Annotated in this window: 27 protein-coding genes; all 27 read left to right on the forward strand. The window is 38.5% G+C overall.

Annotation, left to right across the window (positions count from 1 at the left end; all coding sequences use genetic code 11):
* The first annotated feature begins 159 nt into the window (after positions 1-159).
* Positions 160-768 (forward strand): YphA family membrane protein, encoded by a 609-nt coding sequence (locus ACIQZI_RS06115; RefSeq protein ID WP_403070568.1) that lies wholly within the window; start codon positions 160-162, stop codon positions 766-768.
* Between the two features lie 575 nt (positions 769-1,343).
* Complete coding sequence (gene der, locus ACIQZI_RS06120) at positions 1,344-2,654, forward strand: ribosome biogenesis GTPase Der (RefSeq protein ID WP_062178582.1); 1,311 nt, start codon at positions 1,344-1,346, stop codon at positions 2,652-2,654.
* 16 nt (positions 2,655-2,670) lie between these two features.
* On the forward strand, positions 2,671-3,723 hold the full coding sequence (locus tag ACIQZI_RS06125) for an NAD(P)H-dependent glycerol-3-phosphate dehydrogenase (RefSeq protein WP_403070571.1): 1,053 nt from the start codon (positions 2,671-2,673) through the stop codon (positions 3,721-3,723).
* A gap of 471 nt (positions 3,724-4,194) precedes the next feature.
* Positions 4,195-4,392 carry a DUF2768 domain-containing protein gene (locus ACIQZI_RS06130; RefSeq protein WP_062178588.1) on the forward strand — a complete coding sequence of 66 codons (198 nt, stop codon included), beginning with the start codon at positions 4,195-4,197 and terminating at the stop codon, positions 4,390-4,392.
* A gap of 13 nt (positions 4,393-4,405) precedes the next feature.
* Positions 4,406-5,125, forward strand: coding sequence for a hypothetical protein (locus ACIQZI_RS06135; protein ID WP_403070575.1), 720 nt, complete (start codon positions 4,406-4,408; stop codon positions 5,123-5,125).
* Positions 5,126-5,325: 200 nt separating this feature from the next.
* A complete protein-coding gene (gene spoIVA / locus ACIQZI_RS06140) occupies positions 5,326-6,804 on the forward strand; it encodes a stage IV sporulation protein A (RefSeq protein WP_062178592.1) in 1,479 nt (492 codons plus the stop codon).
* Between the two features lie 874 nt (positions 6,805-7,678).
* Positions 7,679-7,951: an HU family DNA-binding protein gene (locus tag ACIQZI_RS06145; RefSeq protein ID WP_028391560.1), complete on the forward strand. Its 273-nt coding sequence runs from the start codon at positions 7,679-7,681 to the stop codon at positions 7,949-7,951.
* A gap of 282 nt (positions 7,952-8,233) precedes the next feature.
* On the forward strand, positions 8,234-8,800 hold the full coding sequence (gene folE, locus ACIQZI_RS06150) for a GTP cyclohydrolase I FolE (RefSeq protein WP_062178595.1): 567 nt from the start codon (positions 8,234-8,236) through the stop codon (positions 8,798-8,800).
* 21 nt (positions 8,801-8,821) lie between these two features.
* Positions 8,822-9,055, forward strand: a complete 234-nt coding sequence (gene mtrB, locus ACIQZI_RS06155; RefSeq protein ID WP_062178598.1) for a trp RNA-binding attenuation protein MtrB — start codon at positions 8,822-8,824, stop codon at positions 9,053-9,055.
* Positions 9,056-9,266: 211 nt separating this feature from the next.
* Positions 9,267-10,097, forward strand: a complete 831-nt coding sequence (locus tag ACIQZI_RS06160; protein WP_403070580.1) for a heptaprenyl diphosphate synthase component 1 — start codon at positions 9,267-9,269, stop codon at positions 10,095-10,097.
* A gap of 2 nt (positions 10,098-10,099) precedes the next feature.
* Positions 10,100-10,804: a demethylmenaquinone methyltransferase gene (locus tag ACIQZI_RS06165; RefSeq protein WP_403070583.1), complete on the forward strand. Its 705-nt coding sequence runs from the start codon at positions 10,100-10,102 to the stop codon at positions 10,802-10,804.
* Positions 10,805-10,838: 34 nt separating this feature from the next.
* Entirely contained in the window at positions 10,839-11,801 is a 963-nt protein-coding gene (hepT, locus tag ACIQZI_RS06170) for a heptaprenyl diphosphate synthase component II (protein ID WP_062178607.1), read from the forward strand.
* 225 nt (positions 11,802-12,026) lie between these two features.
* On the forward strand, positions 12,027-12,473 hold the full coding sequence (gene ndk / locus ACIQZI_RS06175) for a nucleoside-diphosphate kinase (protein ID WP_062178610.1): 447 nt from the start codon (positions 12,027-12,029) through the stop codon (positions 12,471-12,473).
* 263 nt (positions 12,474-12,736) lie between these two features.
* Positions 12,737-13,513 (forward strand): CheR family methyltransferase, encoded by a 777-nt coding sequence (locus tag ACIQZI_RS06180; protein WP_403070588.1) that lies wholly within the window; start codon positions 12,737-12,739, stop codon positions 13,511-13,513.
* 437 nt (positions 13,514-13,950) lie between these two features.
* Positions 13,951-15,123 (forward strand): chorismate synthase, encoded by a 1,173-nt coding sequence (gene aroC / locus ACIQZI_RS06185; RefSeq protein WP_062178615.1) that lies wholly within the window; start codon positions 13,951-13,953, stop codon positions 15,121-15,123.
* 3 nt (positions 15,124-15,126) lie between these two features.
* Complete coding sequence (gene aroB, locus ACIQZI_RS06190) at positions 15,127-16,206, forward strand: 3-dehydroquinate synthase (RefSeq protein ID WP_403070593.1); 1,080 nt, start codon at positions 15,127-15,129, stop codon at positions 16,204-16,206.
* 41 nt (positions 16,207-16,247) lie between these two features.
* Positions 16,248-16,610, forward strand: coding sequence for a chorismate mutase (gene aroH / locus ACIQZI_RS06195; RefSeq protein ID WP_062178622.1), 363 nt, complete (start codon positions 16,248-16,250; stop codon positions 16,608-16,610).
* 49 nt (positions 16,611-16,659) lie between these two features.
* A complete protein-coding gene (gene hisC, locus ACIQZI_RS06200; RefSeq protein ID WP_062178625.1) occupies positions 16,660-17,772 on the forward strand; it encodes a histidinol-phosphate transaminase in 1,113 nt (370 codons plus the stop codon).
* A gap of 135 nt (positions 17,773-17,907) precedes the next feature.
* Positions 17,908-19,011: a prephenate dehydrogenase gene (locus ACIQZI_RS06205; protein WP_403070597.1), complete on the forward strand. Its 1,104-nt coding sequence runs from the start codon at positions 17,908-17,910 to the stop codon at positions 19,009-19,011.
* Positions 19,012-19,041: 30 nt separating this feature from the next.
* On the forward strand, positions 19,042-20,328 hold the full coding sequence (gene aroA / locus ACIQZI_RS06210) for a 3-phosphoshikimate 1-carboxyvinyltransferase (RefSeq protein ID WP_403070600.1): 1,287 nt from the start codon (positions 19,042-19,044) through the stop codon (positions 20,326-20,328).
* 327 nt (positions 20,329-20,655) lie between these two features.
* A complete protein-coding gene (locus ACIQZI_RS06215) occupies positions 20,656-21,153 on the forward strand; it encodes a hypothetical protein (RefSeq protein WP_403070603.1) in 498 nt (165 codons plus the stop codon).
* Positions 21,150-21,458, forward strand: a complete 309-nt coding sequence (locus tag ACIQZI_RS06220) for a hypothetical protein (protein ID WP_403070606.1) — start codon at positions 21,150-21,152, stop codon at positions 21,456-21,458. The genes ACIQZI_RS06215 and ACIQZI_RS06220 overlap by 4 nt, the downstream gene beginning before the upstream one ends.
* A 31-nt stretch (positions 21,459-21,489) precedes the next feature.
* Positions 21,490-22,749, forward strand: a complete 1,260-nt coding sequence (locus ACIQZI_RS06225; protein WP_403070609.1) for a tetratricopeptide repeat protein — start codon at positions 21,490-21,492, stop codon at positions 22,747-22,749.
* A gap of 55 nt (positions 22,750-22,804) precedes the next feature.
* Positions 22,805-23,341, forward strand: coding sequence for a ReoY family proteolytic degradation factor (locus ACIQZI_RS06230; RefSeq protein WP_082675101.1), 537 nt, complete (start codon positions 22,805-22,807; stop codon positions 23,339-23,341).
* Positions 23,342-23,861: 520 nt separating this feature from the next.
* Positions 23,862-24,314, forward strand: coding sequence for a YpiF family protein (locus ACIQZI_RS06235; RefSeq protein ID WP_062178643.1), 453 nt, complete (start codon positions 23,862-23,864; stop codon positions 24,312-24,314).
* A 160-nt stretch (positions 24,315-24,474) separates the two neighbouring features.
* A complete protein-coding gene (locus ACIQZI_RS06240) occupies positions 24,475-24,981 on the forward strand; it encodes a QcrA and Rieske domain-containing protein (protein WP_062178646.1) in 507 nt (168 codons plus the stop codon).
* 3 nt (positions 24,982-24,984) lie between these two features.
* On the forward strand, positions 24,985-25,659 hold the full coding sequence (qcrB, locus tag ACIQZI_RS06245) for a menaquinol-cytochrome c reductase cytochrome b subunit (RefSeq protein WP_062178649.1): 675 nt from the start codon (positions 24,985-24,987) through the stop codon (positions 25,657-25,659).
* Positions 25,660-25,798: the final 139 nt, after the last annotated feature.

Here is a 25,798-nt window from a genome sequence, read left to right on the forward strand (position 1 = left end):
AAGTCCGGTAAAAATAGTTGTCGAATTGCTTCAAAGCTTTGTCTCTCCGGTCCTCACGTATTACTGTATACGTACCGGTCTCTCGAGATGCACTCCTCGAACTTCTCGGCTCTTTTTATCCTCCTTTTTGAACACGCGCTATTAAGAGGAGTGTTAAAGATGGAAGGGTTACTTTTTTATTGGATTACTTGGATTGCGTGGGTCGTTGTCATGTTCTTTTTTTCAAAGACACAGGTCTTTCGTTTTCCATTATTAGTTCACCTATTAGCCGTAATGGGAATTGCCGGATATATTCTTCATATCGGAAGGTACTCAATTGGGTTCGCTGGAATTTATTTATTATTTGTCGTTCTCATCTATCATCGTAGACTTTCATTGTATCAGTTTGCCTATTTCATGCTTTCTTGTTTGATAATTGCATTAGGTTATGCTTCTTTTCAGTTATTTGCACTGCTCGATCCGCTTTGGGTCTTTGTCAATCCTACATGGTTAGCTGCGCTTTTGCTTCATTTTTTAACATTATTTTTATATAAAAGCTGGAAACAGCGAATAAGTAGCATTCTTGTCGGCATGATTTTAGGTGATGGAATTTATATGATTACGATGGTACACAATTCACTTCCTTATACCGCTGTATCTTACATATTGCTTGATATGATGACCATTTCAGTCAGTGCAAGTCTTTTTTGGTCAGGTCTTGAATGGTTAAGCGTTTTTGCAATGAACTATATGCAAAGTAAATTTCAGACAGGACAAAAACAATTATAGAGATTGCTCAAGATGCTCAGGAAAATGACGGATAAATTGCAAAAAAGAAGTGTATTTAACTGACGTACTTAAGTGTCGGCCTTCTTATAAAACTCGGCTTTCAATTAGTGTTTGTCCTACACATTTCAGTGATTAGCTCCGGTGCTTAGTTTCCTCTGAACAAGAAACTTGGCCATTTCTGAGCATCTATTTGGCTTGCTAAAACGGATTCAATTGTATAGATTATTGTAGTTGAGCTATGGTTATAGTTTTTCTATATTGTTGATTGTTGAAAAATTTGATACTATATGATAGTTAGTGAAGGCTGCTGAAAGCTTTGCAGATAACGAATGAAGAACAATTAGAGCGTATGCTAAGAAGGTTGTCTTCTTTAAGGAACCTGTCAATATTTTATGAAAGTTTGTGGACTCTTTTCATTAAAATATATTTGATTATCTAAAAAAGTCAGGGTTTAATACGGTAAAGTGAAACTTCGATCAGTGGGTCTCACTGCCCGTTAATGCGGGATAAATGGAATGCATTCATGAATGTAATGATGGAAGCGATACATGTTAAAAGAGAGGATGACAAACAACATGCCAAAACCGGTAGTTGCCATAGTTGGCCGCCCGAACGTTGGGAAATCAACCATCTTCAATCGAATTGTCGGAGAGAGAGTTTCGATTGTAGAAGATGTTCCTGGTGTTACGAGAGATAGAATATATAGTTCAGGAGAATGGCTGACATATGATTTTAATATCATTGATACAGGTGGAATTGATATCGGAGATGAGCCATTCCTCGAACAAATCCGTCAACAAGCTGAAATCGCTATTGATGAAGCAGATGTCATTATTTTTATGACAAATGGACGTGAAGGAGTTACTTCTGCAGATGAGGAAGTAGCGAAAATCCTTTATAAATCAAAAAAACCTGTCGTTTTAGCCGTGAACAAAGTGGACAATCCTGAAATGAGAAGTCAAATTTATGATTTTTACTCACTTGGTTTTGGGGAACCATATCCGATCTCTGGATCACACGGTCTAGGGCTTGGTGATTTGCTTGATGAAGTTGCTAAGCATTTCCCGCAATTCGATGGCAGTGATTATGATGAAGGTGTCATTAAGTTCAGTTTGATTGGACGTCCAAATGTCGGAAAATCATCACTTGTAAACGCCCTATTAGGTGAGGACCGAGTGATTGTCAGCGATATTGAAGGAACAACAAGAGATGCAATTGACTCCCCTTATAAATTTGATGGCAAAGAATATGTCATCATTGATACGGCAGGTATGCGGAAAAAAGGGAAAGTATATGAAAGTACAGAGAAATATAGTGTACTAAGAGCTTTACGAGCGATTGAACGTTCTGATGTTGTTCTTGTAGTCTTAAACGCGGAAGAAGGAATTCGTGAGCAGGATAAGAAAATCGCTGGATATGCTCATGAAGCGGGCCGTGGTATAATTATCGTTGTCAATAAATGGGATGCGATTGAAAAAAATGAAAAGACCATGAAGGAATTCGAAGAAAGTATCCGGGCACACTTTTTATTCATGGACTATGCACCAATCGTTTATTTATCTGCATTGACGAAAAAACGGATTCATACGGTCATGCCAATCATTGATCAAGTCAGTGAAAGTCACGCATTAAGAGTTCAAACGAATACCTTGAATGAGGTGCTAATGGATGCGATTGCTATGAATCCAACACCAACACATAATGGTGCTCGTTTGAAAGTGTATTATACAACTCAAGTTGCCGTTAAACCGCCAACGTTCATTGTTTTTGTGAATGATCCAGAACTTCTTCATTTTTCATATCAAAGATTTTTAGAAAATCGAATTCGAGACGCCTTTGGCTTCGAAGGAAGTCCGATCAGGATGTTCGGTCGCCAAAGAAAATAACGGAGGCGGTGTAAGTATGTCAGAAATTAAACAGAAAATTGCAGTGATTGGCGCTGGGAGCTGGGGAACGGCTCTTGCCATGGTTTTAGCCGACAATCAGCACCAAGTCCGTCTATGGGGCCATAACGAAGCGCAAATCACGGAAATTAATACACATCACACAAACTCAAAGTATTTGCCTAATATCGAATTACCTACAAATATTGTTGGATACCATTCGCTTGAACATGCCGTGGAAGGTATTGAGACGCTGATCATGGCGATACCAACAAAGGCTATCAGAGACGTGCTGAAGGATATTGTTCCATTAGTAAGCCGACCTATGACTATTGTTCATGTATCCAAGGGTATCGAGCCTGATTCACTTTTGCGCATATCGGAAATGATTGAAGAAGAGGTTCCGGCATCGAAGCTTCAAGCAGTCGTTGTTTTATCAGGGCCAAGTCATGCTGAGGAAGTTAGTTTGCGTCAGCCGACGATTGTCACGGTTTCATCAAAAAACATGAAAGCTGCTGAGAAAATCCAGGATTTATTTATGAATCAAAACTTTCGTGTCTATACAAATCCAGACATCGTGGGGGTTGAAATTGGTGGTGCGCTGAAAAACATCATCGCTTTGGCCGCAGGTATCACGAATGGATTAGGATATGGCGACAATGCAAAAGCAGCGTTAATCACACGAGGGCTTGCTGAAATATCTAGATTAGGGACCGCGCTGGGAGCAAATCCATTGACATTTTCCGGAATCACTGGAATTGGTGATTTAATTGTTACTTGTACTAGTATTCATTCCAGAAATTGGCGTGCAGGTAATATGCTTGGCAAAGGAAATAACCTTGAAGAAGTACTGGCGAATATGGGCATGGTTGTAGAGGGTGTACGAACAACGAAAGCCGCCTATCAACTTGCTCAAAAGGTCGGAGTTGATATGCCGATTACGAATGCCTTATATGGTGTTTTGTTCAATGAACAGAACGTGAAGGATTCGGTCGATTCATTGATGACGCGAGTGAAAAGAAACGAAATTGAAGATTTGTTTAATGCTTGGGGAGAAAAACAAAAGCTGTAACATAATGTGAAACTTCAATCAGTGGGGACCCCCGCCCAAGCTTTTTTGATTCTTTTAAGCCTTTTAGGTTACTACTCGTTAATGAGGGATAAATATTTATCCTAAAATAGGCGATAGATGGTTCGAGTCTATGAACATCTGCATACAATGCTACGACAGTAAACTAGCAACATGCCTTGGTTTTAGGTGGATTTAGTCAAATGGCAGAAGGTAAAGGAATTCTTTATCTTCTGTCTTTTTTTATAATGGACTATGTTAACTAATAGTGTTAATAAAACAAATAGACCTAGAGCTAAAATGAGTCAAAAGTTACCATCGCTAAATAACATAACCCATTATTTATAACAATTTGAAGGTAAGCTTTGCCTGAGGACCTGATCCTTTTTCAAATATTTCTACAGGAATCGATAATTCCCTCCCATTACTGGAAATTCATATGATATAATGATTCGGAAAAAGGAGAGGATTTTAATGACACCAGCACTACAGAAAATGTGGATTTCGTTTGTTGCCATGGGATTTATGGCAATCTCCATTTTTTCGATTTATTTTAGCCGTTATAAATTAAAAGGAATTTGGCGTACATTAACCGCAATAATTGCATACATACTAATGATTTTGGCCGGTCTGATTATTTTTGTAGTAGTTGTCAGCGGGCCGACGAATTAAAGAGGGTACCGACATGAAATCGATAAAAAGGTTCTTAAGTATTTGCACAATTCCCCTCCTATTATCAGGTTGTTTATATCCAGTTGAAAAAAAAGTGGAGAATCAGACACCTTATAAAGAGCAAATTCAGTCTGTGCAAAGCGCAGTAGATCAATTTCAAAGTGACCAAGCGGTTTTGCCGATTTTAACGAAAGAGAATGATACGCCTATTTATCAGAAATACGTGATTGACTTTAGGAAAATAGCGCCAAGATATATGGCTGGAGCGCCAGGAAACTCCTACGAGGCAGGAGGCGTATTTCAATACGTACTAGTCGATGTTGAAGATGATCCAACTGTGAAATTGATCGACGTTCGTATGGCTCAACAAATTCAAGATTTGATGCTAAGGATAACTCTTTATCGTCAAAGTAATGGATACCCGCCATTCGGAGAGAGGATCTCGGACTATGTGTATGCGTTGAATTATGAGAAGTTAGGTATGAAGGAAGCGCCTACAGTGACAAGCCCATATAGTCAGAAACCGCTTCAAATTGTTATTGATACAAATGGTGAGCTGTTTGTCGATTATACGCCTGATTTATACGACGTCTTACAAACTGATGCAGAAAATTACAAGCCTGGAGAAGATATTCGTAATCTCCTAGTGGAAAATAGCGAGTTTGTCCCAGCATTTTCATTACCATACACGTATGATGCTAAATCAAAGGTTCCAATTTTCTTAACAAAATAGTCATAACCCTTCCCCTACAAAATATATTGTAGGGGAAGGGTTATTTTATTTTCCTCTATTATCCACAAACATAAATGCCTGCCCTTATAGAGTAAAAAAAACAGGTATATTCTTTTAGGACAACATCATACATTTATATTGTCCTAGAAATAAAAACGGATGAAGTTTATCCCAATGACTTCAATTCAGGAGGGGATACCTTGGAAAAGGTAAACATTTTTAAAGATATTGCTGAACGTACTGGCGGAGATATTTATTTAGGTGTCGTCGGTGCAGTAAGGACAGGAAAGTCTACATTTATTAAGAAGTTCATGGAGCTTGTGGTTATCCCGAATATCGGAACTGAATCAGATCGGGCACGGGCGCAGGATGAACTTCCTCAAAGCGCAGCGGGAAAAACGATTATGACGACAGAGCCGAAATTTGTTCCGAATCAAGCTGCTTCCATTCATGTTGCAGAAGGTCTTGATGTGAATATCCGGCTAGTTGATTGTGTCGGCTATACCGTACCAGGGGCAAAAGGGTATGAAGATGAAAATGGTCCCCGAATGATTCACACACCTTGGTACGAAGAACCGATACCGTTCCATGAAGCGGCTGAAATTGGTACGAGAAAAGTCATTCAGGACCATTCCACTCTAGGTGTGGTCGTTACAACCGATGGTTCCATTGGAGAAATTCCGCGCAGTGATTATGTTGAAGCAGAAGAACGAGTGATTGAAGAGTTGAAAGAAGTAGGCAAACCTTTTATCATGATCATAAATTCTGTACAGCCACATCATCCTGATACTGCGAATTTAAGGGAAAATCTACAAGAGAAATATGATATTCCTGTATTGACGATGAGTGTAGAAGGAATGAGAGAATCTGATGTACTAAGCGTTCTGCGTGAAGCGTTATATGAATTTCCGGTGCTTGAGGTAAATGTGAATCTACCTAGCTGGGTAATGGTTTTAAAAGAAAACCATTGGCTAAGAGAAAGTTATCAAGATGCCGTAAGAGAGACGGTCAAAGATATTAAAAGGCTCAGAGATGTGGATCGTGTCGTCGGTCACTTTAATGATTTCGAATTTATTGATCGCGCAAGTCTTGCTGGAATCGAAATGGGTCAGGGTGTAGCAGAAATTGATTTATACGCGCCTGACGCATTATATGATGATATTCTGAAAGAAATTGTAGGTGTTGAAATCCGCGGGAAAGATCATCTACTCGCGCTGATGCAAGATTTTGCTCATGCCAAAGCTGAATATGATCAAGTGTCTGATGCATTAAAAATGGTGAAGCAAACGGGGTACGGGGTGGCTGCACCATCATTACACGATATGAGCATAGATGAGCCAGAAATTATCCGTCAAGGGTCCCGATTCGGCGTACGCCTAAAGGCAGTAGCCCCATCAATCCATATGATAAAAGTGGATGTGGAATCCGAATTTGCGCCAATCATTGGCACAGAAAAGCAAAGTGAAGAACTGGTCCGCTATTTAATGCAGGATTTCGAGGACAACCCGATGTCAATCTGGAATTCGGAAATATTTGGTAGGAACTTAAGTTCAATTGTCCGAGAAGGAATACAAGCTAAACTCTCGCTAATGCCTGAGAATGCAAGGTATAAACTGAAGGAAACGTTAGAGCGAATCATCAATGAAGGCTCTGGAGGTCTCATTGCGATTATTTTATAAAATGGAAAAGGTCATTCCTAGAGAATGGCCTTTTTGGAATTTGAAAACGCCTGAATACGTTCGTTCACAGAAGTTGGCTCCAAGAAGCTCACTTCTTTAGAGGTGGGAGTAGTCAGTCAAGTTGTTCATTAGTTTGTACATCCATCTAACTCGTTTTGGATTATCTTATGAAGTAATATAGGAAGATTGTACTTTTTACCCCTTGATAAATGACATATTCGTTTTTATACCTAATATTTGCATATTTATTGAGGATGGAGTAGAGTATGAAAAGTTAGTTCTAAAGCAGGCCTTACTCTTGCAACACATCCAGTGTTTATAATGTGTAAATAAGGGTAATGATGAATGGTATGAGGTCAAATTTATACTATATGCATTTTCTCATGAAAAGATTCCCATTATTTTATGAAATTCCTTGCTATCTGAATAGGAATTGTGATAATCTACATTAAGAAAACGCATTGTAAAGCCATTCTTGCAGGTTTAGGGACCTTTTCTAAAACGTTCCGGTGAGCTTGCAAATCCATCCGGAATTCCTTGAGGTATTTTTATGTGCGTGTTCAAAAAAGAGGATAAAAGAGCCGAGAAGTTCGAGGAGCGCATCTCGAGAGGACCAGAGCGTATAAAGTAATACGTGAGGGTCGGACTTGCACAGGATGAGCTGACTTCTGTGTTGCGCACAGGACGTGCGCGATTTTAACAGAAGGTCAATCATGAGCTTTGAAGCAATTCGTAAGCTTTTTTACCGGACTTTTTGAACAACCTCTTTAAGAAGAAGATCGAAGCTGTGAATTTTTCAACTAGGTAACAAATCACTATTATAGTTTGTAATAATGATTTTTTATAAAGATCCTTTTGGGAGGAGGTGAATGGCATGAACAAAACGGAATTAATTAACGCAGTTGCTGAAACAGGTGAGCTTTCTAAGAAAGACGCTACGAAAGCTGTTGATGCTGTTTTTGATACAATCTTAGACGCTTTGAAAAGTGGAGATAAAGTACAACTAATCGGATTCGGTAATTTTGAAGTTCGTGAGCGAGCTGCTCGTAAAGGGCGCAACCCGCAAACCGGCGAAGAAATCGAAATCGCAGCAAGCAAAGTACCAGCTTTCAAACCTGGTAAAGCTCTTAAAGACGCTGTTAAGTAATTACATAACGGTATTTGAGCATAAGAAAAGAGGATGTCCCATAAGTAAAGGGTCAGACCCTGCAACTACTATACAGTTTAAAAGAAGTGTAACTAACACTATTAACTGTATGGTGAGTTCTGGATCAGGACCTTTCGGGACATCCTCTTTTGCCTATCTTTTTACGAATATGATACAATTGAGGAAGTTATGCTTGTCTTAAGCCAATCTTTTCATAAATGTTATAATTAAAAATAATGACTTACATAGATTGATTTTTACTACATCTGGGGAGGTAAAGAAATGACAAATGTGAACCATGCAAAAATTGAAGAAGCTGTACGGATGATTTTAGAAGCCGTTGGTGAAGATCCAGAGCGCGAAGGATTGTTGGATACACCGAAACGAGTGGCAAGAATGTACGAAGAGATATTTTCAGGGTTAAATCAGGATCCAAAAGAGTATTTCGAAACAGTGTTTGGAGAAGATCATGAAGAGCTTGTATTAGTGAAAGATATCCCGTTTTATTCAGTATGTGAGCATCATCTTGTCCCTTTTTACGGTATGGCACATGTTGCATATATTCCGAGGAACGGAAAGGTGACGGGTTTAAGTAAACTAGCTCGAGCGGTTGAAGCCATTTCAAAACGTCCTCAGCTTCAAGAACGAATTACGTCTACGATTGCGACATCAATCATGGAGAAACTGGACCCTCACGGTGTAATGGTTATTTTGGAGGCGGAGCATATGTGTATGACGATGCGCGGTGTGAAGAAACCTGGGGCCAAAACAGTCACGTCTGCAGTAAGAGGTGTTTTTGCTGAAAATCACAGTACAAGAGCAGAAGTTTTATCGTTTATTAAAAATTGATAAGATTGGGGAGGGAATGGGATGGATGAGAAAACTTTTAAAGATTATCTTGTGATAAAAGCAATGGAAGATAGCGTTAATGTCATTGGATTAACGAGAGGATCAGATACGAAATTTCACCATTCTGAAAAGCTCGATGCAGGAGAGGTTATGATTGCGCAGTTTACTGAGCATACTTCTGCGATAAAGATCAGAGGCAATGCTAAGATTTATACCCCATACGGCGAAATCGAGAGCGAATCGAAAAAAGGATAAACGAAACCAGTCTGTATACATATTTGAAAAGAAGTTTTAAATCAAATGCTGCTATTATATTATGAACAACCTCTACAAGTATTGTTACAAAAATAAAGCATACAAGGATATTTCCTATTATTTTTATGTTATAATAATATGTGCTTCTAAACCGATTTAAAGAAGGTATAGAGCGTCAATATTATCTTACGGGATACAAGGGTGATCTCAATTGTTAAACATAGACGATCTTTTGATTGAACTGAAAGAATCAACCGAATCAAAAGCTTATCATCCATACTTACTTAAGTATCTTGATAAGCCCAATATAGATTTTGATAAAGTACTCTTGCTTTGGGGAATGTTTAATGAACTGGATATCCCAATACAAGAACGAAATACGTATATTTTGGCTACCTTACTTGTTCAGAGTGCTTTAGATACACATGAATTAGTAACGAATGCCCATGACAATGAGAAGAGCAAAAGTGGCCGTTTGCTCAAGGATCGACAATTAACTGTGCTTGCAGGTGACTATTATAGCGGTCTCTATTACCAGTTATTAGCTAATTCAAATAATATCGAATTGATTAGCGTTTTATCGAATGCAATTAAAGATATAAATGAACATAAAATCATGCTTTATCAAAAGACTATCATCAATGAAGTTGAAGTAATTAGGAGTACGCAAGTAATTGAATCTTCTTTAATTGGTAAAGTGGCCGATTATTTAAATATGCCCTTTTGGAAAGAAATATCAGGTGCGTTACTTTTGTTAAAAAGGCTTCATTCAGAAAAGTTGAGCTATCTAAAGAATGGCGAATCCATCGTAATTGCAGCCTTTGATTCAATAGACGCTCGAAACATCGATCGGCATACCTTTGATGAAGGGGATTCAAATCGGATACAAGTAGTCATTGATCAGCATATTTTACAAGCTCATAGGTCTGTAGAACATATAATCCTGAAGTTTGCTCCCCGAAATAAATGGGTCAACGAGAGAATTCATCACATTTTGGAAGTAACAGCTGCCCATACTAATACATTTGTGGAAGAAGGGTGAACATGGATCAATCTAAAGAACAAAAAGTTCACCATGTTTTTGAAAAAATTTATGGGAACTATGACAAGATGAACTCTGTTATTAGTTTTAAACAACATATTAAATGGCGTAAAGTGACGATGGATCATATGAATGTGCAACCAGGCTCTAAGGCACTGGATGTCTGTTGCGGCACCGCAGACTGGACCATAGCAATGGCAGAAAAGACGGGTAGCGAAGGGGAAGTAACAGGCCTCGATTTTAGCAAAAACATGTTAAAAATCGGTGAAGAAAAAGTAAAGAATGTAAAACAAATCACTCTTCTTCATGGGAATGCCATGGAACTACCTTTTGAAGACAATACCTTTGACTATGTCACAATCGGCTTTGGCCTTCGTAATGTTCCTGACTATATGCAAGTACTTAGAGAAATGTATCGTGTGTTGAAACCAGGTGGAATGGCGGTTTGTCTAGAAACATCACATCCGACAATGTTTGGATTCAAACAAGGTTTTAATTTATATTTTCGTTTTATTATGCCGATGTTTGGAAAAGTATTTGCAAAAAGCTTTAAAGAATATTCTTGGCTACAAGACTCGGCCCGTGATTTTCCAGGAATGAAGGAGCTTGAAAGAATGTTTAGTCAGGCTGGTTTCGCTAATGTAAGCTATAAAGCACATACTGGTGGAGTAGCTGCCACTCATTTCGGCTACAAGCTTGAACAATAGAAAGGGTTAGTGACTACAAAACTGGGTGGAATGTATGAAATTTAAAATGTTGTATTCTTTTTTGAATACGGATCTTCAATTAATTGAGAAAGAATTGGAAGCTGCTATCCAGGCAGATTCTCCTGTACTTAGACAAGCATCGCTGCACTTACTTCAATCCGGAGGGAAACGCATTCGCCCAGTCTTTGTATTATTGGCTTCTAAATTTGGCAATTATGATATTCATGTTATTAAACATGTAGCCGTAGCTCTTGAGCTTATTCATACAGCATCTCTTGTCCATGATGATGTGGTAGATGATGCTGATCTACGAAGAGGTGCAGCCACAATAAAATCAAAATGGGATAATCGTGTCGCTATGTATACAGGCGACTACATTTTTGCGCGTGCACTTGAAGTCATGTCTCACATAAACAATCCATCTGCCCATCAAATCCTTGCTAAGACAATGGTTGAATTGTGTTTAGGGGAAATTGAACAAATTAAAGATAAGTTCAATTTTGAACAAAATTGGCGGACTTATTTCAGACGAATTAAACGAAAGACAGCTTTATTAATCGCTTCAAGTTGTCAATTAGGTGCGATTGTTTCGGGCAGTGACAAAGAAGTGTGTCAGAAGCTTTATAAGTTCGGGTATTATGTTGGGATGTCTTATCAAATCACGGATGATATTCTAGATTTTACGAGCTCTGAAGAAGAATTAGGCAAGCCAGCAGGTGGAGATCTTCGGCAAGGGAATATTACTCTACCTGTACTAATTGCAAGGGAAGATCCAAAACTTAGAACATTAATTGAAACAGTCCATGAAACGATTTCAAATGAAGAAATGGATATCATTATCAAGGCGATAAAAGCTTCAGGGGCGATTGAAAAAGCTGCAGAGATTAGCAATCTTTATCTAAAAAAAGCGTTTGCGGAGCTTGAAGGACTGCCTTCCAACCAAGCGAGAAAAACTTTATCTCAAATTGCGAAAAATATCGGTAAACGTAAATTCTAATGATTACATAAAGCTGAGTCAAGATGATTCACATCGTGGATGATCTTGACTCAGCTCTAAACAAGAGTGAGTTGTGGGAAACTCCGTTCATCTGTTTATAATGCTCCCTGTATTTTTTAAAATGTATGCGCTTGCAAAAAAGATTGCTATATTTTTAGAAAAGTGGTAATATTTCGGTGGATAGGTCGAATAGACAAACAGATGATACTTACGGGAGTGGGAGAAATGGAACAAACATTTTTAATGGTCAAGCCAGATGGTGTTCAACGTAGTTTAATCGGCGAAATTGTCGGTCGCTTTGAAAGAAAAGGCTTTCAACTTGTCGGTGCTAAATTAATGGTAATCTCACAAGAACTTGCCGAACAGCATTATGCTGAACATAAAGAACGTCCTTTTTTTGGCGAGTTAGTAGATTTCATCACTTCAGGTCCTGTATTTGCAATGGTTTGGGAAGGTGAAAACGTAATTGCAGCAGCACGTCAAATGATGGGCAAGACAAACCCTAAAGACGCAGCAGTTGCCACAATTCGCGGCGATTTCGCTATGACGGTCGAAAAGAACATTATTCATGGTTCCGACTCACTTGCCAGCGCAGAGCGTGAAGTGGCATACTTCTTCAAAGAAGAAGAATTGGTTGCTAGCAAAAAACTAATCAATGAGTGGGTTTATTAATTCTTTGCAATATCCTGACTTAAAAAGCCTGGATGATGAGTGAATTTGCTCTTCATCCAGGCTTTTTGCTATTGATTTAATAAATTATATAGCCCCGCTTGAACGGAGAGTGATAAGTTAAGAATAAATAAGTGGAGGGAAGGAAAAAAGGATGAAAGTAACGCTTTAATTTTTCGGAATCAGGTTGAAAAGTACCACTCTCTTCCGATAAGAATAATAGATTGTATAAATAAAATATGCAAATAGTGCGGGGAGTCGTTAAAATGGTACAAGAGTATGAACAATTTACTTTGAAGATAAAAAAATTAACTGGCATAGATTTATCATTATATAAAGAAGCGCAAATGAAACGGCGTTTGACTTCCCTCTATGAAAAAAAAGGATATCGATCATTCGATGCTTATTTTCAAGCAATACAACAAGACACAAAGCAACGAGAAGAATTTCTTGATCGGATGACGATTAATGTGTCAGAATTTTTTCGAAATGCAAAGCGTTGGGAAGTGTTAGCAGAGAAAATTTTACCTCGGCTGCTTTTATCTAAACGAAAGTTGAAAATTTGGAGTGCTGCTTGTTCGACTGGGGAAGAACCGTATACGATTGCTATGGTGCTTGCATCCTTTCTTCCGTTGCAGCAGATAGAAGTACATGCGACGGATATTGATGAAAACGTTATTGCAAGAGCAAAGCTTGGTGTGTACCCGGAAAGGTCATTAAATGAAGTGCCGCTTGAGGTGAAAAAGAAATTTTTCATAAAAGAAGGAAACTTTTATCATATAGCGGATGAAATTAAGAGAACTGTTACATTTAAAAAACAAAATTTATTATCTGAAAGATTTGACTCAAACTATGATTTAATTGTTTGTCGAAACGTGTTAATTTATTTTACTGAAGAGGCTAAGCACCTCCTCTATACAAAATTCAGTCAAGCTTTAAAAAACGACGGTGTGTTTTTCGTTGGAAGTACCGAACAGATTTTCAACCCCAACCAATATGGCTTTGAGACGGAAGAAACTTTTTTTTATAAAAAACTTCCATGAGCGACTACTCTAAAACTAAAACATTGAAAAGGTTCAGGGCTAAAAATAGGATCACTTTATGAAGGTGGCGGTGTGGAGCTAGATTTACGTATACTTACTAAGGTCACATAAGTATACTGGCTAAGTAGATTAGCTAGATGAGTAAGTCGCGAAGCCCGTCCCGATGTCCTTCACACAAAAATCTAAGTCTACAAAAGTGACAGCTAAGAGAGTTATTTAGCAGTAGCGGAATCTTCCGTTTTGTTAGATAATCTCTTTTTGTTTAGACGATACATTTCATATAATTATTTGATTTTTCCTGAAAAAAGATGGATGAATCGTTAATTTGGATAAAACAGTAGTGTTTTTCTTGAATTCAAATTCCCATTTTTCATAAAATTGTGGTATATTGTTACTTAAATCAAAATCCTTTAACGGTTTAAATGGGGGCAGAGAAAATGAGATATTTAACAGCAGGCGAATCGCATGGTCCACAGTTAACGACAATTATTGAAGGACTTCCAGCAGGAATGCCGATTACAGCCGAAGATATTAATAATGAGCTAGCGCGTCGACAAAAAGGGCATGGTCGCGGAAGAAGGATGCAAATTGAGAAAGATGAAGCATTTATCGCATCTGGAATCAGACATGGCTATACGCTTGGCTCTCCAGTGGCTCTTGTTGTTGAAAATAATGATTGGAAGCATTGGACAAAAATTATGGGTAGCGAACCCATCTCTGCTGAAGAAGCGGAAGAGGTCAAACGAAAAATCACAAGACCACGACCAGGACATGCAGATTTAAATGGTGGGATTAAATATGGTCACAGAGATTTACGAAATGTACTCGAGCGATCGTCAGCAAGGGAAACGACAGTCAGAGTGGCTGCGGGAGCAGTTGCCAAAAAACTCCTTTCTTTGCTAGGGATTGAAATTGCATCACATGTGATTGAAATTGGCGGAATCAAAGCAAATCCGACTCCGTATTCTTCGATTAAAGAATTACAGCAAATCTCGGAAGATTCCCCTGTTCGCTGTTTGGATAAAGAAGTGGAACAGAGCATGATGGATGCTATTGATCAAGCGAAGAAAAATGGCGATTCTATCGGTGGAGTTGTCGAAGTAATTGTCGAAGGAATGCCGGTGGGAGTTGGCAGCTACGTACATTACGATCGTAAATTGGATGCTAAACTAGCTGGAGCAATTGTAAGTATTAATGCGTTTAAAGGTGCAGAAATTGGAATTGGCTTTGAAGCAGCTCATTTATTTGGCAGTCAGGTTCATGACGAGATCGCATGGGATGCGGAACAAGGTTATTATAGAAAAACAAATCGTTTAGGCGGTTTTGAAGGTGGAATGACAACGGGCATGCCGATTGTTGTACGTGGTGTCATGAAACCAATTCCAACATTATATAAACCATTAAAAAGTGTTGACATTGATACGAAGGAAGAGTTTGCAGCAAGCGTGGAGCGTTCTGACAGCTGTGCAGTTCCAGCAGCAGCAGTAGTTGCAGAAGCAGCAATAGCATGGGAATTAGCATGTGCAATCGTTGAACAGTTCCCATCTGACCGATATAGTCAATTATCCGAATATATCGAGCAATACCGTCAAGAAGTAAAGGAGTTTTAAGCGATGGAATCAATCGACATTAAAACACCTTCCAAAGAGTACCCTGTTTTTTTAGGAAATCATGTAATGGAGCAACTTCCGTTATTTTTAGAAAAAAATCATTCGGATATTACGAAAATATTGATTATTAGTGATGAAAAGGTAGCGAGCATTCATTTACGTACAGTGAAAGAATTGGCAGAAAAAACAGGAAAACAAGTATTGGAATATATACTTCCAGAAGGGGAACATGCAAAAACATTTGATGTGTTTTATCAATGTCAAAGCTTTGCCCTTGCGAGTGGGTTAAACAGAAAATCGATGATTCTGGCTTTGGGTGGTGGAGCTGTCGGCGATGTTGCTGGATTCGTTGCAGCGACATTTATGAGAGGGATCCCATTTATTCAGCTGCCTACGACATTGCTTGCTCATGATAGTGCAGTGGGTGGGAAAGTTGCGATCAATCATCCAGAAGGAAAAAATATGATTGGCGCTTTTCATCAGCCGGAAGCGGTTTTCTATGAGTTATCTTTTTTACATACGTTACCGATAAAAGAACTACGATCAGGTTTCGCTGAGGTCATTAAACATGCGCTTATTCAAGATCCGGATTTTTATAAATGGCTTCTTACAGAAATTCAAGATTTACAAGCCATCACAGATGAACAATATCTTTACATGATCAAAAGAGGTATTGAAATTAAAGCTTCGATTGTCAAAGAAGATGAGAAGGAAAATGGAGTGCGTGCTTATTTGAATTTCGGGCATACATTAGGTCATGCTGTGGAAGGATTAATGGGCTACGGCAATTTCACGCATGGTGAAGCTGTTTTAATTGGCTGTGTGTACGCATTGAAACTAAGTCAATACAAAGAAGGGTTAAATTTTGATTTAGTGGAATTTATGGAGTGGGTGCAATCATTAGGATACTCTATCAATATTCCGAAGCAACTTGATCACACATCATTAATCCAGAAAATGAAAAAAGATAAAAAAACAATTTCCGATACGATTACATTTGTTTTGCTGAACGAGATAGGATCTCCAATATTAGCAGAAATCAATGATGAGATCATTCTGAATCAGTTAGAAGTGATATTCTAAAATTAATAAAAGAAATATAAAAGGCCGGAGAGTGAATGACAATGATAAGAGGAGTTAGGGGAGCTACCACAGTTCTGCACGATGAAGAACAAGAAATTATACAAGCGGTAGAAACACTTCTAGTTGAAATGATTCAGGAAAATGAGATTCATCCTGAAAAGGTAGCATCGGTTTTCGTTTCAGTTACTGAAGAATTGCAATCAATTTTTCCGTCAAAAGCACTTAGAAATATCGAAGGATGGAAATATGTTCCGGTTGTTTGCATGCAGGAAATACCAGTTAAAGGATCGCTTCCTTTCTGTATTAGAATCATGTTGCATCTTAATACTGATAAAACGCAGCAAGAAATTCAACATGTATACCATGGTGAAGCAGTTGCATTACGACCAGATCTAAAGAATTAAAATAATAGAAGACTAAGAATTTCTATATAAAAAAATGAGGTGTAAGAAAATGAAGTGGAATCAATCAGTATTATCATTAAAACCGTATCAACCAGGAAAATCAACGGATGCGGTAAGAAGAGAGTATGGTCTGGATGAAATTGTGAAGCTTGCTTCCAACGAAAATCCATTTGGCTGTTCAGAACAAGTAAAACAAGTCCTATCAGAATTCGCTTCTTCATTAGCGATATATCCGGATGGTTATGCGACTACACTTCGAGAAGCGGTGGCTAAACACACAGGTGTGAAGGAAACACAGCTTATTTTTGGGAATGGTTCAGATGAAAATATTCAAATCATTTCTCGGAGTTTGTTAAGTGAAGGAAAGAATACAGTTATGGCGACACCTACTTTTTCCCAATACAAGCATAACGCCATTTTGGAACATGCTGAAATTCGCGAAATTCCATTAATTGATGGGGATCATGATTTAGAAGGAATGCTAAATGCTATTGACGAAAATACAGCAGTCGTATGGGTGTGTACACCTAATAACCCGACTGGTACATATATCGGTGAAAAGCAGCTTCGTGAATTTCTTGAGAAAGTTCCAGAAGATGTTCTCGTTGTCCTCGATGAAGCATATGCAGAGTATGTTGTGGCAGAAGATTATCCGCAGACGAATTCATGGCCTACTACATACAAAAACTTAATCGTTTTACGTACTTTTTCAAAGGCGTATGGTTTAGCGAGTATGAGGATTGGCTACGGAATAGCGGATGAAGAAGTGATTCAAAAGCTGGATCCTGCAAGACAGCCATTTAACGCAAACACACTAGGTCAAGCAGCTGCTATTGCCGCTATTTCTGATCAAGACTTTATTGCGCATTGTAGTATTGAAAATCGACAGGGACTTGCCCAATATGTTAGTTTTTGTGAATCTGAAAACTTATTTTATTACCCGTCACAAACGAACTTTATTTTGATTGATTTTAAAGTAGACGCTGATCAACTATTTCAACATTTATTAGAGCGTGGTTATATCGTGCGTTCTGGTAAATTCCTTGGCTTCCCTACTAGCCTAAGAATTACAGTCGGCACTAAGGAACAGAATGAAGGAATGATTGCTGTTCTAAAAGAATTCACGGCACAACAAGCAGCCGTTCTCAGCAAGAATAATTAAGAGAACCATTGAAATGAATGATTATAAAGGTGGGCGCTGTGCCATAACGAAAATGATGGTAAGTGGCTCACCCTTTTTAAAAGATGCTTTTAGAATGGATCGTTAGGATTTTAAAGAATGAAGCAGGTGGCATGAATGAACGGAAATGTATGTGTAATTGGTCTTGGTTTAATAGGTGGATCGCTTTCGATGGCGATTAAACATGAACATCCGGAGGTAAACATTGTAGGGTTTGACCGGGATGATAACAACGCTCATTTGGCAAAAATTCTTGGAATTATTGATGAAATGACTCCATCAATTGAATGGGGTGTACAAGAAGCAGACCTTATTATTCTAGCTGTACCAGTCAATGAAACAGAGCGAATTATCAATGAGTTGGCAAATATGAACTTAAAAAAGGACTGCATCGTGACAGATGCTAGTAGCACAAAAGGTTCAGTTGCAAGAGCGGCAGCAAGCTTACTAGATAAAGGAATTACGTTCATTGGAGGACATCCAATGGCAGGCTCCCATAAAAGTGGTGCTGGTGCTGCTAAGCTTCAATTATTCGAGAATGCTTTTTATTTATTAACCCCAGCAGAGGGAACTCTTAATTCAGACATCGATAGACTTAAAGCATGGTTAAAAGGAACAAAAGCTAACTTCTTACTCGTAACACCGGATAATCATGATTTATTAACGGGTGTCATCAGCCATTTTCCACATATTATTGCTTCAGGGCTCGTCAAACAAGCAGAACATTACAGTATTAAAAATCCGCTCGTCTCGCGTTTGGCAGCAGGGGGATTCCGGGATATCACAAGAATCGCGTCAAGCAGTCCAGAAATGTGGCGGGATATTCTGATTCATAATAAATCAGTATTAGTTGAATTAATGGATAACTGGATCGAAGAAATGGTTCAAGTGAAAGATTTGATCACGTCTGAGGATCGTGACGGTATTTATCGTTTTTTTCAGGAAGCCAAAGAGTTTCGTGATGATCTTCCTGTCCATGGAAAAGGAGCGATACCTGCTTATTACGATTTATATATTGATGTTCCGGATTATCCTGGTGTGATTTCGGAAATTACGGGATATTTTGCCAAAGAAGAGATAAGCATTACCAATATTCGAATTGTCGAGACAAGAGAAGATATATTTGGAGTCTTAGTTGTTAGCTTTCAAACAGATGTAGATCGGACAAAAGCCGCTGCATGTATAAAAAAATATACAAGTTTCGATACCATTCTCGTATAATGTCGGAATAATTATAAAGGAGATCAGTAGATGGCGACACAAACATTACAAACAAACATTGCATCACTAAAAGGAACTTTATCTATACCAGGGGATAAATCCATTTCACATCGTTCGATCATGTTTGGTGCTTTAGCGGAAGGAGTTACCAAAATTGAAAACTTTCTTCCAGGAGCGGATTGTATAAGTACGATCGATTGCTTTTCTAAATTAGGTGTCAGCATTCAGCAGAATGGCGACCGTGTCGAAGTAATCGGTAAGGGTTTTTCAGGGTTAAAAGCACCAAGTGAAGTTCTTGATGTAGGTAATTCTGGTACAACGATTCGGCTTATGCTCGGAATCTTGGCAGGTCAGGCTTTTCAGGCGGAGTTGATTGGCGATGATTCAATTGGGAAACGTCCAATGACACGAGTGGTGAATCCTTTGAAGCAAATGGGAGCGGATATTGAAGGTCGGAATAACGGTGAATTTACACCACTTTCGGTTAATGGAACTGAACTTAAAGGAATTCGGTATGAGCTTCCCGTAGCAAGCGCACAGGTGAAGTCTGCGATCATCTTAGCTGGTCTTCAAGCTAAAGGTACGACAACTATTGTTGAACCTGAAAAAACACGTGACCATACTGAGCGAATGATTGTCCAATTTGGCGGGAAAGTAGAAAGAAAGGGAAATGAAATTAGTGTTGAAGGTGGCCAAAGTTTTCAAGGCACTTCCGTGTATGTTCCTGGAGATATATCTTCAGCAGCCTTTTTCATGGTGGCTGCTGCGATTACACCTAATAGTGAAGTTAAGCTATTAAACGTAGGCTTAAATCCTACCCGTACCGGAATTATTGACGTGCTAGAACGAATGGGTGCAGATATCGAGATTGAACCAGTCCATGAAAAAGGCGAGCCGTACGGTCATATCACAGTACGTTCCTCCAAACTTCATGCCATTACGATTGAAGGAGATTTAATCCCACGTTTAATCGATGAAATTCCTGTTATCGCTCTGTTAGCTGTTAGAGCAGAAGGAACGACCATCATTAAGGATGCAGCAGAATTGAAAGTGAAAGAAACAAACCGGATTGATACAGTTGCAGATGAGCTAACACGTCTAGGAGCTAAAATCAATCCAACTGAAGACGGCTTAGTCATTACAGGAGGTTCGCCACTACATGGTGGTGAAGTTTCAAGTCATGGAGACCACCGCATTGGTATGATGCTAGCAATTGCAGGATTAGTTGCGAGTGATGAAATAATCCTCACTGATTCAAAGGCGATAGAAGTTTCATATCCTCAGTTTTTTGACCATTTGACAACATTAATAAAATAAGATAATTGTGATGATTCAACCAAATTATCCTTTCGAATGGGGAAGGTCTTAAATTAGGTTGAATCATCATTTTCTGTGGAAAAGGGGCGGGACTTCGCAAAATCAGCTCGGCACCGCCACCGTTATAAGGCGATACAAATTAAGAACCTGAACCTTTTTTATCGTTGGCTTGGGATCAGATGCCAAAGGATGTTTTTTTATAAATGAACATATCTCTTGGTTCCTTTTCATAAGCTGGTCATAAGACAAGGCTAGGGAGGAGTTCTATGTCGAATTATATCATTGATAAAGTAATGGTATGGCAAGACGTCAAAGAAGTCCATTGTAGTGAAAGATGATCAAGTGGATTCTATTCACAACCTTGTCAATCAACTGAAAATGATGAAACAAAATCTGGAAAACTTTATTATGAGTCCTGTTACAACGACAGTCTTAAATGAATCGAAACTACCTACCTCCCAGTCACTGTATGAACAGCATGTGTTAAAAGGTGTTGGGATGATCTTAATTCCTGTAAAAGTTGCTTACGTATATCTCCTCATTCCCTGTCTAGAAGAAATACGAAAACGTTTGAAAGAATCACCACTTGATTATCTACTTGCGATTAAAGTTGCCCAAAATACGATCTCCCCAAAGCTCATGCAACGCTGTATTAAAGAACGTATCCCCGCTGTATTTGTGGAAATTACGGATTTAGATGAATTAAAACGGCTTCCATGGAGCTGGATTCGCCAATTTTCCTTTCCATATAATTCGATTTTTATCCCTATATTCAGACAAGAAACTGCAAATGACAAGGGAAGACAATTTGGAATAAGATTATGACTGATGCCAAACTTTCACATAGTAAAGAGTCCCTTATTGAAGGTGCTCCTACCTCTGTTCCAACATTAAAAAAAATTGGTTTGTATCCGATAAAAGGATATTTGCGTAATAATGGAGAATTAAGCTATAACTTATTTTATTCTTCGTACGATACAAGTGACTTCAATGGAATTTCAGAAGCGGAATATGATAAACTGGTTGTCACCGTGTTAAATGGGGAGGTTGTGAGGGCAGGGTCAACACTATCCTTTTCCGATAAAAAAGGATCTGAAATAAAAATCAGAATTCCTGGATTTTTAATATGAAGAAATTGTATGCAGGAGGAAGGTTTTTATAATGAACACAATTGAAAAAGTGCTCAGCAATCTAAAAAAAGGCGAATTAGAAGAAGCATTTCTACATATAAATCGAATAAAATCATCTGAAGCAATTGAAGAGATGCTCCTTTTAGCTGAAGAATTATTACAGCTGGGATTTATGGAGCAAGCAAAGGATTTATACGAACATTTACTTAAGCTCTTCCCTAATGAAGGAGAGCTAATCGTCACACTTGCTGAAATTCTCGTTGATCTGGACCAAGAAGATGAGGCATTCCTGTTGCTTGAAAAAATTAGCATGTCGGATGACATGTATCCAAGCGCTCTGCTCCTTTTAGCGGATTTATATCAAATGCAGGGAATGGATGAGGTCAGTGAGCGAAAGCTTAAACAAGCAAAGGAATTGCTACCAAACGAACCATTGATTGACTTTGCGTTAGCGGAACTGTATTACCAGCAAGGGAAGGATCATGCTGCTGTTGCGAATTATAAAGAGGTACTTAAGCAGCAAAAAGAAATTGGCGGTGTAAGTATTAACCAGCGATTAGCGCAGACCTTAAGTAATTTGGGTGAGTTTGAAGAAGCCATTCCTTTTTTTGAAAAGGCATTGGAAGACAAACTCGAAATCAACACATTATTTGAATATGCATTAACGGCTTACCAAGCAGCCATGTTTGAAACAGCGATTCAAAGGTTTACCGAGCTCAAGGAGTTAGATCCAGAGTATCATTCCCTTTATTTGTATCTTGCGAAGTCTTATGAAAGTCTAGAGCGTCTGGATGAAGCTCTAGAAACGGTAAGGGAGGGGATTCACAAGGATGAATTCAACAAAGAGTTGAATCTTTTTGGGGGTAAAATTGCTTTGAAAAAGGGTCTGACTAATGAGGCAGAATTGTTTTTCAGAGAATCTCTTGCCATTGATCCGGGCTATTTGGAGGCTACGCTGACATTACTTAAGTTGTTCATGCATGAAGAAAAGTATGAGGAGATCATTGAAACGATTGAAAGTGTTAGGAAATATGGGGAAGATGATCCGCAATTTGAATGGATGCTTGCTGTGAGCCTACAAAAAAGCGAGCGTTACAAAGAAGCATTAGTAAGCTTCCAAAAGGCTTATGCATTTTTTGCGAATAATCAAGATTTTTTAGAAGATTACGGATTCTTTTTAATTGAAGAAGGAGTACTAGCTACCTCTAGAGAAATATTTAATAAGCTTCTCGAACTGGATCCGGCAAATGATGAATATGTGCTGATTTTGGATCGATTAGCTGAAGAATAAAAAAGGGTAAAGGATGCTGATTGATACAATATCTGTACAGAGGAGGGAACTCATGGTGGCAGCCCCTGTATCTGTTAACGAAAAGAAAGACTTTATTCGCTGGTTTTTAAATCATTATCAGTTGAAGCGCAGGGAATGTGTATGGATTTTGAATTATTTAATGAGCCATGATCAGTTAATGAAAAAGGTTCATTTTGTGGAAAGTGCTCAATACTGCCCACGAGGCTTGATTATGTCAACGCATTGTGTGGAAGAGGCACCTTTCCGGTTTTATAAATCCAATATCATGACAACTGACGCAGAGAAGTCGTTTCATGATATCCGCCTTAATCGGGATGAAGACATCTATATCCAATTAAATTTTAAATCGGCCTACTCATCCTACCACTATGCCGCGGTTTTAGAAGAAAATCCATTTATGCCAAAAAGCACAGGGAGTAATGAGAGAGATAAGCTTATGGCAGAGAAGTTTCTAGAAAATTCGTTGGCGACATTCCAGAAAGAGCGGATATTAAAAGCGATCGATAATGCACTTGACCTGAATGATAAAGAAACTTTTTATTCATTAACAAAAGAACTGAATAAGCTGTAAAGCGATGTTTCAATTAAGTTATGTTTATCGTGATGTTGATTTGCTACCTAACGGGGAGACGTGTGAAATCACGGTATTGCACCAATTAGTTTAAAATCATTATCAATTATGGATAACATAGCCTTCAATTAAAACGAAAAAGGTTGTCTAAGGATCAGACCTCACACTCTATACACCGTTTATTGCGTCATATACACGCATATAGACGAGGTATAGTAGCTGTGGCGTCTGGTCCTTTTTTTATGAGACAACTATATTTTTTAATTTCTGCGAAAACGCTACAAATAACTTTACAGATTTTAAATCTAGTTCAAATGAGATTTCGATCGCGCCATCTACTAAACATGATAATAGTTTAATTTGTACAAATAGAATTAGGTGTTATTAAGCCAAATTTGTATCTGATACTAATTAATGAATATTTTGTTAAAATGAAGGATTACTGGTAATGATATATGAAACAAGACTTAATCATGATAAAATGTTAGGAGATGATTGATAACTGCAAGGAGTGAGTAAATTGAAGTGGAATTATAAGGAAGTTGGGTTGTATCAAGAGTCGAAGGAATATGTGGATAGTCTAATCATTCCAATGAATCCGATTTCATTCGGAGTACAGATGAAACATTTTTCGTCCATGCATGAATTTATGGGAATATTAACGATGGAAGTCGAGAAGCAATTAAAAGGAAGACTCCTGTTAATGCCGGAGTTAACGTACTGGTCAGAAGGTCAGGACAAAGCAGATCTCATAGAAATATGGAAAATAAAATTGGCGGAAACTGATTTCAAGCACGTTTTTTGGATTACATCTGACAGTGAGTGGAAAAGATATGAAGATGAGCTTCCAGGTTCACTCCTATGGATTCCTTCTATTAGGCTTGAACATTTAGAAGAAGGACAAGCAAGGCAGATGATGAACGACCAAGTGCATCAAATGCTCGATATGCTTACGCAAAGCTGGAATAAATAGCATTGGATACACAGGCAATATACCACAATATTGCCATCATTTAGGACCGACATATATTGACCTTGACGGAATATTGAGATATCATTGTAATGTCCTAGTTTTATAGTGTTGCTATTTATTGGTTAATTGGTTCAGAATAGTAATAGAGGGGGGGAAAAGCATGAGTAAGCGTAATGTTTCACGACGTCAGTTCCTTAATTACACTCTTACAGGTGTAGGCGGTTTCATGGCTGCAGGAATATTAATGCCAATGGTTCGATTCGCGGTTGATCCAGTGTTGAAAGCAAGTGCATCAGGAGGATTTATCCCAACGAGTCAGAAAGTTTCGGAATTGACAGCGGAACCAATCCGAGTTGATTACACATTTGATCAAATCGATGGTTGGTACGAGTCCCAAGTGACGAATACGGCATGGGTATATAAAGCAGATGATGGTAAAATCGTTGCTCTATCACCTGTGTGTAAGCACTTAGGATGTACTGTTGCTTGGAATACAGACAAAGAACATCCAGAACAATTTTTCTGCCCTTGCCACAATGGTAGATACACAAAAAATGGGGTAAACGTACCAGGAACTCCACCGATCAAACCGCTAGATGTTTATGAAACGCAAGAAAAAGACGGAATTCTTTATTTAGGGTTACTAAAACCGCATGAGGGGGCGTAATCATTGTTAAACAAGATTTATGATTGGGTTGACGAACGTTTAGACATTGCGCCCATATGGCGGGATATTGCTGACCATGAGGTTCCTGAACACGTAAACCCTGCACACCATTTTTCAGCATTTGTTTATTGTTTTGGGGGCTTAACCTTCTTCATTACAGTCATCCAAATTCTTTCAGGTATGTTCTTAACCATGTATTATGTACCTGATATCGTGAATGCATGGGAGTCTGTTTACTACTTACAAAACGAAGTGGCATTTGGACAAATTGTACGAGGTATGCATCACTGGGGAGCAAGTCTAGTTATTGTGATGATGTTCTTACATACTCTTCGGGTTTTCTTTCAGGGAGCTTATAAAAAACCGCGTGAGCTTAACTGGGTTGTTGGAGTACTAATTTTCTTTGTCATGTTAGCTTTAGGTTTGACAGGTTATTTATTACCATGGGATATGAAAGCGGTTTTTGCTACAAAAGTTACATTAACAATCGCTGACTCTGTTCCATTGATTGGTCCAGCTATTAAAACATTAATTGCTGGAGATCCGACGATTGTTGGAGCACAGACGTTAACTCGTTTCTTTGCGATACATGTCTTCTTCTTACCAGCTGCACTATTAGGGTTAATCGCAGCTCACTTTATAATGATCAGAAAACAAGGAATTTCAGGACCGTTGTAAGAAACCCAGAAGCGCTTTAGAAATCTAGTTTGTACAACTGGACAAGCTTCCGGCTCAAATGCGTAGACTGCATTTACAGGACATAGAAATATTTTTATTCAATAACCTAAATAATAACCTTTTCATAAAGGAGGGGGAT

This window comes from Peribacillus sp. NPDC096379, from assembly GCF_044762875.1.
In the GTDB taxonomy this organism is placed as follows: domain Bacteria; phylum Bacillota; class Bacilli; order Bacillales; family DSM-1321; genus Peribacillus.